Raw genomic sequence first — 15,055 nt, 5'->3', positions numbered from 1 at the left:
CTAACTAATTAAATCATTTACAGTTTTTAATAAAGTCGGTCCGCCAAGCGGCGTGTATGCTTGTGGCGGTATGATACCGCACGGGATAGATTCCTCTTCTGCGAATTTTTTAACAGAGTCAAATCTATGTCTTACTTGAGGTGCAACCATTACAACGTCCCAGCCATTTTTTACTTCTTCCTCTATCTCACTTGTTCCAATGGCATGGACTTCCATGTTTACACCTTTTTTCTCCGCCTCTTTTTTTAAAGCGTTTACAACAATTGCACTGGACATCCCTCCAGAACAAACGAATAAAACCTTCATTTATTAATCCTCCTATACTTATAAATTATCCCCTTCGGATGAAAGGAAGTTTCACTTTACTAACAAGCATATGAAGAAGTAAAAGAATTTAGTTATATTGAAAGTAAATTTCAGTAAAAATATTTTTCCTATTAAATTAATGTTTCAATATTTATTTTTCTCAATTGTAAGTACAACCTCACCTCGGATATCATATTAGCTAACCATATAATAGGGAGGCGTATAAATAATCATGAAACGTTTATTAGTGATATGTTGTATCGTCATCTTTTTTATTCCTTTCTCTTTCATTTCTCCTCACTCTACTTACGCTGAAGTAAATACTACGTATAAAAAACACGAATTACGTGCTGTATGGATTGCATCTGTACTTAATATTGACTGGCCCTCAAAAACTGGCTTACCTATCGCAAATCAAAAACAAGAGTTTATTAGATTATTAGACGATGTAAAAAACACTGGTATGAATGCAGTCGTTGTACAAATTAAACCAACTGCTGATGCTTTTTATCCTTCCAATTACGGTCCTTGGTCTGAATACATTACGGGGACACAAGGAAAAGACCCTGGATATGATCCACTCGCATTTATGATTACAGAAGCGCATAAAAGAAATATAGAATTCCACGCATGGATTAATCCATATCGAATAACGATGAATCACACCGATATAAATCGATTATCGAATAATCACCCTGCAAAACAGCATCCGGATTGGGTTGTACCTTATGGTGGGAAATTATATTACAACCCTGGTATTCCAGAAGTGAAAAAATTTATAACAGAAGGTGCTTTAGAAATTGTACAAAATTACGATGTTGATGCATTACATATGGATGATTATTTTTATCCATATAAAGTAGCGGGTGAACAATTCCCCGATCAAAAAACGTACGAAACATATAATAAAGGTAAATTTACAAATATAGAGGATTGGCGACGTGACAATGTAAATGAACTTGTCAAAGGTTTAAATACTGCTATAAAACAAGAAAAATCATACGTAAAGTTTGGCATAAGTCCGTTCGGCGTATGGCGAAATATAGCTGACGATCCAACTGGGTCTAACACAACTGCAGGTCAAAGAAACTATGATGACCTTTATGCTGATACACGTGAATGGATACAAAAAGGTTATATTGATTACATTACACCGCAAATATATTGGAATATTGGTTTCACACCAGCTGCATATGACATATTAGTAGATTGGTGGGTAAAAGAAACAAATAATAAACCGATTCACCTATACATCGGTCAGGCAGCCTATAAAATTAATAATAATTCTGTCCCCGCTTGGTCTGATCCTGAAGAATATCCAAGACAAATTACATTAAACCGGTTATATCCTGAAATAAAAGGTAGTATGCATTTCAGCTTAAAAGATATGAATAACAATCCTCTAGGGGTTAAAGATAGACTCACAAACGACATATATAAACATCCTGCATTAATCCCACCTATGCCTTGGCTTGATCATGATCCACCAAAACAACCGACTTTAAAAGGTGCTATTCCAAGAGATGAAGGTATTGCTGTAGGTATCATTGATGATAGAGAGAATGATTCTGCTTATTACGCCATTTACCGTGTGAATGGCAAAAATGAAGTGGATATAGAAAATCCGAAACATTTACTTACTACTGTAAGAAAAACAAAACTTGGAGAAATTTATGTAGATAAAACCGCTATTTCTGGAGAAACGTATACGTATGTAGTAACTGCAGTTGATCGATTGCATAATGAAAGTGTTGCTTCTAGTCATACAACCGTTAAAGCAAAATAACAACTAATAAAAAAACGCCTTAAAAGCTAAGAACTATAGCTTTAAGGCGCTTTTTTTATTTATTTTTAAACTTCTCAGTCGCTGCTCTCATCTTCACATTCAAATCGTGATCAATCGAGTCACGAATATCTCGCTCGACAACTTCCATTTCTTTTTGGAAATTTTGCAAGTAGATTTTTAATTCTTCTTCTTTTTCTGGTCGTTGTGAAGGTGGTAATTGTACGACTAACGATAGCATCGCTGTTAAATCTTTCATTAAGAACGTTTCAAGTTTATGTTGTTGTTCAAACATACGTTGCTCCTGATAATACGGCAAGGCATTTAATACTGAAATTGTAATTTCATCAACCGTTCTTTGTAATGAAGGGTTTATTGATCGTTTATACGTTTGAATTGTATTTAATGCATCTGGATATCGATCATAAAAATACAATTTATAAAATGAAAGGTCTGATGGTTTTACTGTTTGCTGCGTTTCTTGTCTTAAAAAATCTTTTACTTTCATCGCCGCTACATCAATATCTTCATTTGTAAGTTTTTTCGTTGTTTTTGCCATTACATGTACTTTTTTCTGTTTTTCTTTCGGTAACATTGAGAATACTTGCTCTCTCGTACGTTGACCCGATGCACAGAAAAGAGTGTTTAATGTATATTGTTCTTTCTTTCCTTCCGTACGAATCCAGCGATAAAAGAGTGGGTGTTGTGTAAATTCTTGTAGAAACGGTAATGATTTATTCGATAACTTATCTAAAGAATCATGTGCTCTTTTATATGGTTTCGTCCATGAAAAATACAGTTTACGTCCGAAATATACAACTAAAACAACGACAGTAAATGCGATTAAAAGCAATGTACCCAATAGTACTAATACTGTTTGAATGAAACTCATTTTTTCACCTCCTCTAAAAGTCTGTTATTTCCTTGGACGCTGAATGAGTTTTTGTTTCATTTCATCATTAAATGTGTCTAATTCAACTACAAACTTCTTACTTGACTCGATAATACGTTCTGATGATTTCTCAGAAGCTTCAATCGCAGCAAATACATTTTGGAATGATTCACGTAATTTATCCATGCTAATAGCAGGATTTTCAAGAAGTTTTGTTGTCTCTTCTGTATTTTGTTTTAATGCTTGTGAGTTACTTAATACCATTGATTCAATTGCTTCATTTGTCGCATTCACTGCATCAATTGTTTTACGCTGATTTGTTAACGCTAGCTGGATAGCAGCTGAAACTGTTACAACGTTTTGCGTCATCGTAATTGCATTACGAATTGCCTCTGTTAACTTTTCATTATTTTTCTTAATAATGTCTACAGATGCGATAGATTGTAATAGTACACTTTTCGCTTGCTGCATATTTCGTGTACGTACTAGAATTTTTTCTAATGCATCGTTAATTAATGGAATATCTCTTTGGCGTTCTGGATTTTGTTTCTCAGCTTCCAGCATACCAGCGAGTTTTCTGCCTAAGTATACTTGTTTATCAAGAGCGTGAATTTTATCATGCGATTGTTCTTTAAGCATTTCAAGACCAACTGTATCTTCTTGTAAGTTGTCACGACCAATTAGAAGGGATCTTATAATCTCTTCAATTTGTTTATCTATAGATTGATATTTATGCACGTATGTTTCAAGTGGATTTTTCTTGAATACTTTAAACATAATTTTCTTCATACCACTTGCTTTTAATGAATTCGGATCAAGCTCTGATACCACTTTGCGTAATTCTAACAATGTATTTGGAATTTCTTCATTCTTTCCATTCATCATCGCTGTTACAGGACGTTTTAATGCTGATAACGTTTGTCCTGCTGCTTGTTGCTCTTTATCCCCTAAATCTCCTAGCTGTGACAATACTTTTGATAAATCCGTATTTTGCTCGCTATTTAATTTTTGTACATAAAGATCAGCTTCTTTATTCAGTTCCTCTAATTCTTGATCTTTTATAACTGTATCTACTACTACTTCTACATTATTATCTTTCACAATGGATACAGGTTCTTTTTTCTCGAGTTCAGTCAACAAAATCGCTCCTTTATTTATATGTGCGAATTTATATGCACTATATTTCATCTATTATATCGTATTTCATATACATTCTAACTGCTTGAAATCGATTTTTTTAGAAATGCCTGTTTATGCAGTCATTCCCTGTTTCTTAGTATAAGTATACCTGTTCTCAACATTATTTTCCTCAGACTTAAGACCTAGAGAACAACATGCTGAAGGCGGATTCTTCGTATGTTACGTATATAAATTACGTCCTTCCCATCCTACTGTACTCAATCTTTTGACATACAACCTTTTTCAATGTGATAATTATATTACGCTCAATCCTAACTCTTCTTAAGCGCTACAAATGCTCCATTTTGAAATGCTAATAACACCGTTTCAAACATTTCATCTTCTTCAATCATTTTTCTAAACTCGGCTAACTCACTTGCATGAGAGGTTGCGTTATCAACAACAAGAAAACCCTTTGGTTGTAAAATGCGTTTTATATGCTCAAGCCACCACATATATTGCGTCCGCTCTGAATCTAGGAAAATAAAATCAAATGAATGATCTAGTTGCACATCTAAAAATGCCCCTGCTTCTTGATTATGAACATCAATCCTTTGTAAAAGGTTTGCCTTTTCAAAATTGACTAGTGCCTCTCCAACTCGTTCTGAAGAAAGCTCTACAGTTGTTACATTTCCATTTGTTTCTTCTACCGCGCTAGCTAACCACAATGTAGAATAACCATTAGAAGTTCCAATTTCTAAAATGCTTTTTGCGCTACATCCTTTTACTAAAATTGATAAAAATTGCCCCATCTCACGTGAAATATTCCGTAATTTTTCTTCCCGTGTTTTTTTGTTTCGATCATGCTCTTCTCCATATTGTTCAAGTTGAAATAATAATGAATCTAACGTATCCATTCTTTTCATCGCCTTTCCAAGCAATATGATGAAAAAGCTCTTGCTGCCCGTCTACTTTCATTATATGCGAAACGAAATCCTTTTTCTCGTTATATGACAAAGATTTGAATTTTTTTATAGCATATTGTTTCGTTTTTTGGTAAAGTTAATTTCTACGTGCAATTATTCCATTCATACTATTTTTAATTCAATTGCAGTTGTTAAATCATATAAACCCCAATTAAATGAATCGGTATTTCAAATTCAATTAAGCGCCCTTTCCGGACGCATTTTCTTTTGTTTATATATTTCTAGAAGAAAGGATGCTTACAATGAACGTGATTAGCTTAGATGCTGCTCGAAAGCGCAAACAGCATAAAAAATTAATGATTACTATACCGATTATTTCACGTATTTATGAAGAAGATGGGGAAATTAAATTTGAGGTAGCAGGCGAAAAAGATGTACCTCTTGAAATGTTAGAGAAATAAAAAAAAGACGCACTTCTAAAGAAATGCGTCTTTTTTTATACCGTTACATTTAAGTGCATAAGTTTTTCAGGATTAACCATCATATAAATGTTTGAGATTTTCTCATTTTCAAATGTAAATGAAAGTACATAAGTCACTTTATTATTTACTTTAACAATAACACCTGGGGCACCATTTACCATCTTATAATCAACATTGTACTCTTCCGGTAACTTCTTCCCAATTCCAAAGAATAAACGTATAATTCTATCTGCAGAATAAATTGGATGAATTGCAGTTGTAACTTTGCCACCACCATCAGCTTTTAGTATCGCATCTGTTTTTAATACTTCTAACATGCCTTGCGCATCCCCACATTGTAATGATGATACAAACTTTTCCACATAGGCAGCCATCTTCTTCGTACTTAATGTTGACTGCTTCGGCTTATCCAAAATACTTTTTCGTGCACGTTGAAAGATTTTTCGGCAGTTCGCACTACTCTTATCTACAATTGAAGCGATTTCTTCGTATTCATAACTGAAAACCTCTCTTAATATGAACACAACTCTCTCTACCTCAGACAATTGTTGTAAAAGTAATAAATATGCCGTAGAAATTGATTCTTTTATTACAAATGACTCTGATGGATCATCAACCTCTTCCACAAATGGCTCTGGCAACCACATTCCGACATATACGTTCCGTTTATGTGCTGCCGAACGTAATTTGTCAATTGAGCGATTTGTTACCATTTTACATAAATATGCTCTCATATTTTCTATAGTTTGAACGTCCTCCATATTATTAAGTGATATAAATACGTCATGGACGATATCTTCAGCATCCATAACACTCCCAAGGATTCTATATGCTAACGAAAATAATAATGATTGATACGTTTCATATAATTGCTCCGTTTCCATGATGAACTGCCTCACTTTCGGATTGCTTTAATATGTGTAATGCTGCACGTTTTCCGCTTGCCACCGCAGCATCAGCTAATATTTCATCATGCCCAGCCCAATCTCCTGCAACATAAACACCTGGCATTCCAGGTATGTTAGGGCCTGGTTTTTCAACACGGTCAACATGAGGAAAATCATATACTACCGTTATTTTCGGTAAATATTGCTGTGCAACAACTTCTCTTTTCCAATTCGGCTGTAACAATTCCATCATATTTTCTAACTGTTCTTTCTCTTCTTGAATATGATTCAGTTCTAGTACAGGGTTATGGTATTTAATTAGACTCACTACAATTGATCCATCTTCACTTAATTTAGCTGCTCTCGATTGATTCGTGAAAAATATAGGTTGATCTAATCCCAATGCAAAATGATGTAAAGGATTCGGTAATTGTTTTAAACCAATATCTAACGCTGCCACGGTCACTTGTATAGATTGTTCACTCCATTTTTGCAAACTTGTTCCTTCTGTACCTTTTATAATTTTACATGCCTCTTTCGGTGGAGTTGTTACAATAACTGCCCCTGCTTCAAATACTTCATCGTCAAAACAATGTATTCTTTGTTTTCCTTCACAATGCTCTATTTTTAAAACATGCTTTTTAGCCAGAAATTGTACACCACTAGTATTCGCTATTCCTCTTAAATTTGTTATTATCGTCTCCCAACCACCATCTACATAAAGTACTCCTTCTTTCATAGAAAGCTGTATTTGCTTTAGTACGGAAGATGCTAATTGTATTGTAGGAGCATACGTATATGTTGTTGTTCGGCATAATGCATAAAATATATTTCGAACCATTGGATCTTTAATTTCATTTTCTGCCCATGTAGTTAGGCTTATTTTCGGAACTTTTCCTACATCTAAGTTTCCTAAATGAATCATAAGACGAGCGAACTGTACTTTTGCAGACCATGAAAGTAACGGTGTTGATAAAATAGAGCGAAAATCTGTTGGAATGGTATAAATATCCCCTTTCCACATTCCATTTGCTTTTGTAGATGGGATTCCACCTGGAAGATTTACTCCTAGCTCATTAAAAGTTATAAACGCTTCTCCACCTCTATATAAAGCATGTGCACCAAGATTCATACAAATGCCGTTTTTATTTATAGTCATCCCTCGACCGCCGAAGTGACTGGACTTTTCTAATACAATAACTTTCCTTCCAGCTTTCGCTAAATATATAGATGCTGTTAATCCAGCAAGCCCACCACCAACAATTGCTACATCAAAATTTTTCATAATAAAATCCCTCCTTATCCGTTTTACATACAAGACGAACGATTAAGGGGGGATGTGACATTCAGTTACACATAATTTATTTCACCTAACCACTTTATTGCAGTATCAACTGTCAAACAGTTACACCTTCTACAAACAAACTTGTTTACATAATAATGTTATTTTCTATTCAATTACATGCTGGTGCCAAATTTCACTTTCTTCTTCACTCATTCCTCCAATTATTTTTGAAAAATCTATATTTCTATCAAACAAGTCTTTTAACATAAAAAATTGTTCAAACGTTCCTGTAAATATTTCTAATGAATGCGAACAACAAATCGTTTCAAGGTTATCAATTGTTGCGCCATCTAATTCTAATTCCTTTAGCCCATTCATTTTACCTAATGCCGCTCCATCCTTTACCTTTGTATCTGTCAATTTTATATTTTGAATTGACGCATTGTGTTGAAAACAATTTAAATTAGCAATGATGCTATTTTCAAATTCAATTGTGATTAACTTATTTAAATTTTGCAAAACAAGCAAATCCAATTCACTAACATTCTCTAAACCTAAAATATATAAATGCTTTAAATTATCTACTTTCGAAATCGCATAGAGCTGCTCATGATTTGAAATATGTACAGAAAGCGATTCTAATTTTTGAAACTGCGGTAGCAACGAAAAATCTTGAATACTAGTATGTGTAATATTTAATTTTTTTAATGATGACATTTCTACAAGTTCCGATAAATTATTTATCTTCGTATTCTTTATATTCATTTCTTGTAAGTGTTTTAGATGTATGATTGGCGTTAAATCTTGAACCGGATTATTAACTAAATATAACTTCTTTAAAGAATTCATTCGTTCTAATCCTGCTAAATCTTGAATTTCATTTCCGGATAAAATTAGTTCTCTCACTTCTGTACACATTTGTAATGGACTAATATCTACTAATCCATTTCCAGCTAAATATAATCTCTTCTCTCTAATAAACCTGTCTGCTCGTTCAAATGCACCCACTATATATCTCCAATTCTCATCTAAACTATCGTACCAATCATTAACGTTATTTTCAGATTGAAATATAAATTGGGGCTGTAAAACAGGTAATTCAATATTAAATAAAGCGTCTAAAAAATGTATATTATCATTAGCACCATAACTCCAATATAAATAATCTTCCTCTTGATGAATGGTGAAATTTTTATTTTTTAGCGTTTGTAAAATAAATAGTAACAAATCCGAAATTCTATTTGCAATTACATATTTCACTTCTTCATCTCGTCCAAAATTAATAACTTGTCCCACTTTCCCCTTTTCATCTGGATCAACATCTATTCCTAAATTGTTACCGCCATAATCTTTACTAATAGGTATCCAATTGTGATTCACATATCTTTCCTTAATATATTCTGTTGGTATTGAAAATGCATCAAAATTAAAAAAATCATCCTCTTCAATTCTTTTCCATATTCTCCACTCATCCAAAACTTCATCTAGCGAGAGAAATGGCAAACCAAAAAACAACCCTGGTCCTGATTTATCCTCACCGTTATGTGCAAGATAAAGATTACGTAATTCATCTGGAAACGCAATTCCCATTTCACTTTCGGCATATTGAATTTCTTCTATTGTTGCAGGTGCATTCAAAAACGGTTGAAAGTAATTTTTCAATTCAACTTCCAACTCTTTTAAAATAGTATGGTTCATTTTCTGCACTCCCCTTGTACTCCAAATTAAAAAGCGCTACATTTTACATTAATTGTAATTAATAGCACCTTTTTTCGCAATGAAACTCTTGTAATTATAGTGCATTCAAATGAACATTTTTATCACTTTACAAACGAAGAGCAGCAACGCTTTCACATTTCAATAACTAGACTCATATCCTAAATTCAAATTGCATGAAAATATAAGAAAGGCGGGTAATACAAATGACTTCTAATATCGACTATACTTCCCCCTCAACCAATTTCACTCATGATTTAAATAAAAGTAATTTTTTTAAGAAAGATGCCCAAAATTATATAAACGTACTTGGCATAAAACAATTAAATACTTTAGAAAATACTTCTTTATTAGATATCTATTTAAGTACAGGAAATGTTGTAGAGCCACATATTCATCAAAATGCAGCTGAACTTGTTTACTGTATTTCAGGATCTGCTGTTGTTTCCTTACTTAATCCTTTTACAAACCAAATATTAAACTTACCGATAAAACCAGGGCAAGTTGCCAACATTCCACAAGCGTGGTGGCATTATGAAATTGCTACAGCAGATGGTACTCACTTATTAGCTATTTTCAATGCCCCAACCCCAGAAGTTATTTTTGGTTCTGATATTTTAAGATTAACTCCCGCTAATATGATGGCTCATACTTACTGTCTCGATGAACAACAATGGAAACAAGCGATATCCCCTATTCAATCCACTACAGTAATTGGTCCTCCAGCAAACTGTAATAAAAACCGAGGAATGATAAACCCACCAACTCATCCTCCTAATCAACAACAAAATTTATATTACCAAGATTCATACTATTTCCCTCTTTACTGGGGATATTAATTTATTTCATTAATAGACAATTATTGATCTCCTCGGAAAATACGTAGGAGATTTTTTATTGTATATCCACCATTCCTATTTTTTTCGTAACAATTAATAGAGTACATACATATAATATTTATATATCTAATTGGAGGTGATAGTACTATGAGTAATTATAACTATCGAAAAAACTACTCTAATAATAAAAATAGTAGTTCATCAGCATCCTCTCAGTCTTCGAATTCTCAATCTTCCAATTCCCAATCACAAAGAGATTTAGCCGAGCAAGGCTATGTAAAGAAAAAAGGATGTAACTGTAATAAAAACAAATAGTTTATTACTAATTTGAACTATAACATTTCAACGCTCACGATAAATAACTTTCTTCCCTTGTATACCATTTATGAAATGGATGAATTCTATTTTTAATAGAATTCATCTTTTTTATTTATAGGTAATTTTTTCAAATCATTTAACTTATTCCATAAATATTAAAGTATAAATCATACATTTTGATTTATCACCTATCTTCCCATAAAATATAGCCCTTCCTAATAAAATTAGGAAGGGCTATATACAGAATACATTACCACAAGTTATTCGATATTAATACCTGCACTTACAAATCCAGCAACTGCAGCTATTGGACTTGCTGCTGTTAATGAAACATATAACAGTATTTTATCTCCAGCAGCTACTGGAATAGCTTCAGGAATGATTCCCGATGCTGTAGCACCAATCGCTATTACAGCAAATGCTGGTGCTAATAATAAAGGTGCGCCCTGTACTGTAAACGTATTACTCGCTGCTGGTGCAGTTAATATTTGTATCTGCACTTGAACAGGTGATAATGGAGCTAATGCAGCTGTTGCACTAAAGAAACCTGCTAATGACGTAATAGTTCCTGCACGTGGTGCTACAAATGCATAATCACCTATACCTAACGCTAATGTGATACTTGTTCCACCCGTTAAAGCTATGCCAGGCTGACTAAATCCAAATCCAAGAAGAGTTCCTGTATTAGCTATTAATGCGTTAACTAACGCAGATGGTGTTGTACCTGAAGCGAATGGAATAATAGCTCCGCCACCTGTTGCACCAGTTGCTCCTGTTAATCCTGTTGCTCCCGTTGCTCCTGTTGGACCTGTGTCTCCCGTTGGACCTGTTGGGCCTGTTGCTCCTGTCGGGCCTGTGTCTCCTGTTGGGCCTGTCGCTCCTGTTGCTCCTGTGTCTCCCGTTGGACCTGTTGGGCCTGCTACTCCTGTGTCTCCCGTTGGACCTGTTGGGCCTGTCGCTCCTGTTGCTCCTGTTGCTCCCGTTGGGCCTGTTACTCCTGCTCCTGTCGCTCCTGTCGGGCCTGTTGCTCCCGTTGCCCCTGTTGCTCCTGTTGCTCCTGTTGCTCCGCCTCCTGGACCTGTTGGACCTGTTGGACCTGTTGGGCCACCTCCTGGAGTAGCACCAATTAGTTGAACTAATAAGTTTAATAGAAGTTGTAAGCTTGCAGGATCAATAATTAAAGAGAAGAAGAATGGTGCAAGAGCACTGAAGAATTGTTGTAATAAAGAAAGTAATTGACCTAGGTCTGGGTTAGGAGATTGTAGTAAGTTAATAATACTTTGAATTAATTGTTTTAAGAAATTCCCTTCTGGAGAAGGTGCTAATTCATTTAGTAAGTTCAATAGTTGAGTAAACAAATTGAGTAAAGCTAATCTGTTTGCATCACTTGGATTTGCAAAAAACGCTGCAATAGCCGCAATTAAAGAGTTTAGTAAAGTTATTAATCTTCCTAATTGTTCGCTAGTAATTGGAACCGTTTGTGGATTGTTACAACAATCTGGAGTGAAAACAATCGGATTATTGCAGTTGTTATGACCAAAACAATTGTTATGTGACATTTATTTCCTCCTTACTTATCTTATATTTGAGTGTTTTCCTATTATAAGAACTATAAAATTGCGTATAGGTTTCAGTCACTTAAAATAGGAAACATGAATTATAATTAAACTGAAAAAACGATATTTAATTATGTTCATGACTCACATATTAATTATATGTTTTTAATAATTGACTGCTTAGATTAAACACCTAAACTTAAGAGTTTATTTTAATTTTCCACGTTTATCTCTTAGGTCCAAAAGCACATTTTAATTTAAATATTAAAACTAAGCATTTGCATATAACCAACAAGTAACAACACCATCTTTTCAGATAAGTAACAATATCTTTACTAAAATTATGTTCTCTCAATAATTAAGAAGCCGTTTCTATTATAGAAAACTCTCATACAATATATCGGACAAGTTATTCTATAATTCGTTCAAAAAATAATTTAGGAGGTGAGAATTAATTGCCAATCATCCAACCATTTATGGCATCTAGAAGATTTACATCTACACTAGGAGCTGGAACAGGAACAGGTGCAGCTTTTGCAATTGCTGCTACAGCTTGTTTAAACGATGCTGGTACTACTGCAACTGCTTTTCCGACTTTTACGTATTACAACTTTTATGTAAACGGCATTCTTCAACCTAGTGTGAACTCCAGTATTACTACTGGACCTACTGGTGCTATTACAATTCCTGGCGGAGATGCATTAGACGGCGGAATTCCAATTACAATTGAATTTATCGTCACTTAGTTTAACTACTTTAATGTAGAACAAAAAGACAGATTCTTTTTATTTAAGAATCTGTCTTTTTTAATTAATAATGATGAATTGCAAAATAATTGAAGAACCTTGCGTAGGTGGTTGATTATCCAATAAAGTTAGCTGACCATTACTAACCAGATATAATGGTTGTGGTTGAAGTATTCCATTAATAAACAAATTAATATAGGAAACCTCATCAGGAGGTAATATGTGTGTTGTACCATATTGAGCTATCCCATCTGAATCTGTATATATAAGTTTTTCTCCATCTGAAAAAGTGTAAAATAATAAATTAGTTGTTGTTATGGGACCAATAACTCCCGTTGGACCCGTTGAACCTGTTGAGCCTGTTGCTCCCGTTGTTCCTGTTGCTCCCGTTGTTCCTGTTACTCCCGTTGAACCTGTTGCTCCCGGTGTTCCTGTTACTCCCGTTGGACCTGTTGCTCCCGGTGTTCCTGTTACTCCCGTTGGACCTGTTGCTCCCGGTGTTCCTGTTACTCCCGTTGGACCTGTTATTCCCGTTGGACCTGTTACTCCCGTTGGGCCTGTTATTCCAGTTGTTCCTGTTACTCCCGTTGGACCTGTTGCTCCCGTTGTTCCTGTTATTCCCGTTGGACCTGTTACTCCCGTTGGACCTGTTACTCCCGTTGGACCTGTTACTCCCGTTGGGCCTGTTGCTCCCGTTGTTCCTGTTGCTCCCGTTGTTCCTGTTACTCCCGTTGGACCTGTTGCTCCCGTTGGGCCTGTTACTCCCGTTGGACCTGTTACTCCCGTTGTTCCTGTTGCTCCCGTTGGGCCTGTTACTCCCGTTGGGCCTGTTACTCCCGTTGGGCCTGTTACTCCCGTTGTTCCTGTTGCTCCCGTTGGACCTGTTGCTCCCGTTGTTCCTGTTACTCCCGTTGGGCCTGTTACTCCCGTTGGGCCTGTTACTCCCGTTGGACCTGTTGCTCCCGTTGGACCTGTTACTCCCGTTGGACCTGTTGCTCCCGTTGGACCTGTTGCTCCCGTTGGACCTGTTACTCCCGTTGGACCTGTTACTCCCGTTGGACCTGTTACTCCCGTTGGACCTGTTGCTCCCGTTGGAATATAAATTGGCGGAAGAACTGGAAAGGTAGGTCCAATATTTTCAGATCTTATCATACCTTTATTCAACGATAATTTGTCATTGCGGTTCAATTTAATACCTCATTCCACATTTTTGTTTACTAATTAACAAAATATAACATCTATCATTTTGGAAAAATTCTATAACTACTTTTTCATACTAAAATGACTTTTACATATAATAAACTTTTACCGTTGCTATAGCTAGTAGTATTAATATAATAAAATGATAGGTCCATTTCAAAATACTAAATCGGTTACGTTCTAATTTAAAAATGAGGTGATTTATATTCAAGATAAGAATGAAAAAATAAAAAAAGAACTATTATCACTGGCTCTTGAAATTATTCTTCCATACAGACTTACAGGTCCTACTGGTCCCACAGGCATTACTGGTCCCATTATTACAACAAACTCTATGTTCGCTAATAATACGTTAGGTGGTCCCATCTCAGTCATATTAGGTGGAACTAATATTCCACTTTCTAATAACCAAAGTCTCGGTAATTTTACAGTGAACGCTACAAATGATATATTTACAATTCCTGTTACTCGGAGATATTATTTAACCTACCAAGTTAATACTACAACTGCACTACTTGCTGGTACAAGGCTACTATTAAACTCTTCGACTCCACTTCCCGGATCTATTTTTTCACCCGCAATATCAACTTCAAATTATAATAATAATTTAATAACCAATTTAATTGCTGGTAATACAATTTCCCTTCAACTATTCGGCGTATTATCCATAGTTAATTTAGTTGGAGGTGGTTCAACAGGTGCCTCTTTAACAATTATACGAATCGATTAATAAATGATTCATTCTTTTTTATAATAAACATTCTTAGCTGCTAAAGTAGTAACTATTACGTCATTCCTAAATCTAATAATATTTCAATAATTTCACGACAGTGATTAAGCAATAAAAACAATTTGTACTATATTGATAGTAGAAATTATCTATACTAAATTTTCCGTATATATATTATCAATTTACACTTCTCCCTGCCAATGTTACATTGAGTAAGAAGACAGTTTATCAATTGCGAACCATCTCAATATGTATTTGATAAACCTACTC

General features: G+C 34.8%; 14 protein-coding genes. 5 read left to right on the top strand and 9 right to left on the bottom strand.

Features of this window, described 5'->3' with window-relative positions:
* Positions 1 to 306, bottom strand: a complete 306-nt coding sequence (locus tag ACLBWW_RS23405) for a PTS sugar transporter subunit IIB (RefSeq protein WP_000865895.1) — start codon at positions 304 to 306, stop codon at positions 1 to 3.
* 226 nt (positions 307 to 532) lie between these two features.
* On the opposite strand from ACLBWW_RS23405, the gene ACLBWW_RS23400 reads away from it, so the two are divergent.
* A complete protein-coding gene (locus tag ACLBWW_RS23400) occupies positions 533 to 2,092 on the top strand; it encodes a glycoside hydrolase family 10 protein (protein WP_098633830.1) in 1,560 nt (519 codons plus the stop codon).
* A 55-nt stretch (positions 2,093 to 2,147) separates the two neighbouring features.
* Here ACLBWW_RS23400 and ACLBWW_RS23395 read toward each other — a convergent pair whose 3' ends face one another.
* From ACLBWW_RS23395 to ACLBWW_RS23385, 3 genes are all read right to left on the bottom strand, one after another.
* The gene (locus ACLBWW_RS23395) at positions 2,148 to 2,981 is read right to left on the bottom strand and encodes a DUF3974 domain-containing protein (RefSeq protein WP_000008384.1); all 834 of its coding nucleotides are present in this window, start codon (positions 2,979 to 2,981) and stop codon (positions 2,148 to 2,150) included.
* Between the two features lie 24 nt (positions 2,982 to 3,005).
* Positions 3,006 to 4,118, bottom strand: coding sequence for a toxic anion resistance protein (locus ACLBWW_RS23390; RefSeq protein WP_000137411.1), 1,113 nt, complete (start codon positions 4,116 to 4,118; stop codon positions 3,006 to 3,008).
* A gap of 314 nt (positions 4,119 to 4,432) precedes the next feature.
* A complete protein-coding gene (locus ACLBWW_RS23385) occupies positions 4,433 to 5,026 on the bottom strand; it encodes an O-methyltransferase (RefSeq protein WP_098047835.1) in 594 nt (197 codons plus the stop codon).
* A gap of 302 nt (positions 5,027 to 5,328) precedes the next feature.
* Here ACLBWW_RS23385 and ACLBWW_RS23380 point away from each other — a divergent pair, with 302 nt between their 5' ends.
* Positions 5,329 to 5,487, top strand: coding sequence for a hypothetical protein (locus ACLBWW_RS23380; RefSeq protein WP_001100983.1), 159 nt, complete (start codon positions 5,329 to 5,331; stop codon positions 5,485 to 5,487).
* Between the two features lie 35 nt (positions 5,488 to 5,522).
* Here the strand turns inward: ACLBWW_RS23380 and ACLBWW_RS23375 are convergent, their stop codons facing one another.
* The 3 genes from ACLBWW_RS23375 to ACLBWW_RS23365 all read right to left on the bottom strand — a co-directional run bounded on the left by ACLBWW_RS23375 (position 5,523) and on the right by ACLBWW_RS23365 (position 9,378).
* Positions 5,523 to 6,392: a sigma-70 family RNA polymerase sigma factor gene (locus tag ACLBWW_RS23375; RefSeq protein WP_098222817.1), complete on the bottom strand. Its 870-nt coding sequence runs from the start codon at positions 6,390 to 6,392 to the stop codon at positions 5,523 to 5,525.
* Positions 6,370 to 7,680, bottom strand: a complete 1,311-nt coding sequence (locus ACLBWW_RS23370; RefSeq protein WP_048546829.1) for a phytoene desaturase family protein — start codon at positions 7,678 to 7,680, stop codon at positions 6,370 to 6,372. Before ACLBWW_RS23370 ends, ACLBWW_RS23375 begins: the two co-directional genes overlap by 23 nt.
* 165 nt (positions 7,681 to 7,845) lie before the next feature.
* Positions 7,846 to 9,378, bottom strand: a complete 1,533-nt coding sequence (locus ACLBWW_RS23365) for an SMI1/KNR4 family protein (protein ID WP_431121931.1) — start codon at positions 9,376 to 9,378, stop codon at positions 7,846 to 7,848.
* Positions 9,379 to 9,602: 224 nt separating this feature from the next.
* On the opposite strand from ACLBWW_RS23365, the gene ACLBWW_RS23360 reads away from it, so the two are divergent.
* Positions 9,603 to 10,235, top strand: a complete 633-nt coding sequence (locus tag ACLBWW_RS23360) for a cupin domain-containing protein (RefSeq protein ID WP_048546825.1) — start codon at positions 9,603 to 9,605, stop codon at positions 10,233 to 10,235.
* Between the two features lie 578 nt (positions 10,236 to 10,813).
* Here the strand turns inward: ACLBWW_RS23360 and ACLBWW_RS23355 are convergent.
* Positions 10,814 to 12,112, bottom strand: a complete 1,299-nt coding sequence (locus tag ACLBWW_RS23355; protein WP_098630426.1) for an exosporium glycoprotein BclB-related protein — start codon at positions 12,110 to 12,112, stop codon at positions 10,814 to 10,816.
* A 452-nt stretch (positions 12,113 to 12,564) separates the two neighbouring features.
* Here ACLBWW_RS23355 and ACLBWW_RS23350 point away from each other — a divergent pair, with 452 nt between their 5' ends.
* The gene (locus ACLBWW_RS23350) at positions 12,565 to 12,855 is read left to right on the top strand and encodes a DUF4183 domain-containing protein (protein ID WP_001121646.1); all 291 of its coding nucleotides are present in this window, start codon (positions 12,565 to 12,567) and stop codon (positions 12,853 to 12,855) included.
* 60 nt (positions 12,856 to 12,915) lie between these two features.
* On the opposite strand, the gene ACLBWW_RS23345 is transcribed toward ACLBWW_RS23350, so the two are convergent.
* Positions 12,916 to 14,043 carry a DUF4183 domain-containing protein gene (locus tag ACLBWW_RS23345; protein WP_447614269.1) on the bottom strand — a complete coding sequence of 376 codons (1,128 nt, stop codon included), beginning with the start codon at positions 14,041 to 14,043 and terminating at the stop codon, positions 12,916 to 12,918.
* Between the two features lie 208 nt (positions 14,044 to 14,251).
* Between ACLBWW_RS23345 and ACLBWW_RS23340 the strand changes: the two genes are divergently transcribed.
* Positions 14,252 to 14,785: a BclA C-terminal domain-containing protein gene (locus ACLBWW_RS23340; protein WP_098222796.1), complete on the top strand. Its 534-nt coding sequence runs from the start codon at positions 14,252 to 14,254 to the stop codon at positions 14,783 to 14,785.
* The last annotated feature ends 270 nt before the right edge of the window (positions 14,786 to 15,055 follow it).

This window comes from Bacillus sp. M5A3_1b (genome assembly GCF_053345335.1).
Note: the sequence above shows the minus strand (reverse complement) of the source record. Positions and strands in the feature narration are given on the sequence as shown.

Coding starts and splice junctions, on each gene's coding strand:
- ACLBWW_RS23375 (WP_098222817.1), bottom strand. CDS start 6,392: ATGGAAACGGAGCAATTATATGAAACGTATCAATCATTATTATTTTCG.
- ACLBWW_RS23385 (WP_098047835.1), bottom strand. CDS start 5,026: ATGAAAAGAATGGATACGTTAGATTCATTATTATTTCAACTTGAACAA.
- ACLBWW_RS23360 (WP_048546825.1), top strand. CDS start 9,603: ATGACTTCTAATATCGACTATACTTCCCCCTCAACCAATTTCACTCAT.
- ACLBWW_RS23380 (WP_001100983.1), top strand. CDS start 5,329: ATGAACGTGATTAGCTTAGATGCTGCTCGAAAGCGCAAACAGCATAAA.
- ACLBWW_RS23405 (WP_000865895.1), bottom strand. CDS start 306: ATGAAGGTTTTATTCGTTTGTTCTGGAGGGATGTCCAGTGCAATTGTT.
- ACLBWW_RS23370 (WP_048546829.1), bottom strand. CDS start 7,680: ATGAAAAATTTTGATGTAGCAATTGTTGGTGGTGGGCTTGCTGGATTA.
- ACLBWW_RS23365 (WP_431121931.1), bottom strand. CDS start 9,378: ATGAACCATACTATTTTAAAAGAGTTGGAAGTTGAATTGAAAAATTAC.
- ACLBWW_RS23395 (WP_000008384.1), bottom strand. CDS start 2,981: ATGAGTTTCATTCAAACAGTATTAGTACTATTGGGTACATTGCTTTTA.
- ACLBWW_RS23355 (WP_098630426.1), bottom strand. CDS start 12,112: ATGTCACATAACAATTGTTTTGGTCATAACAACTGCAATAATCCGATT.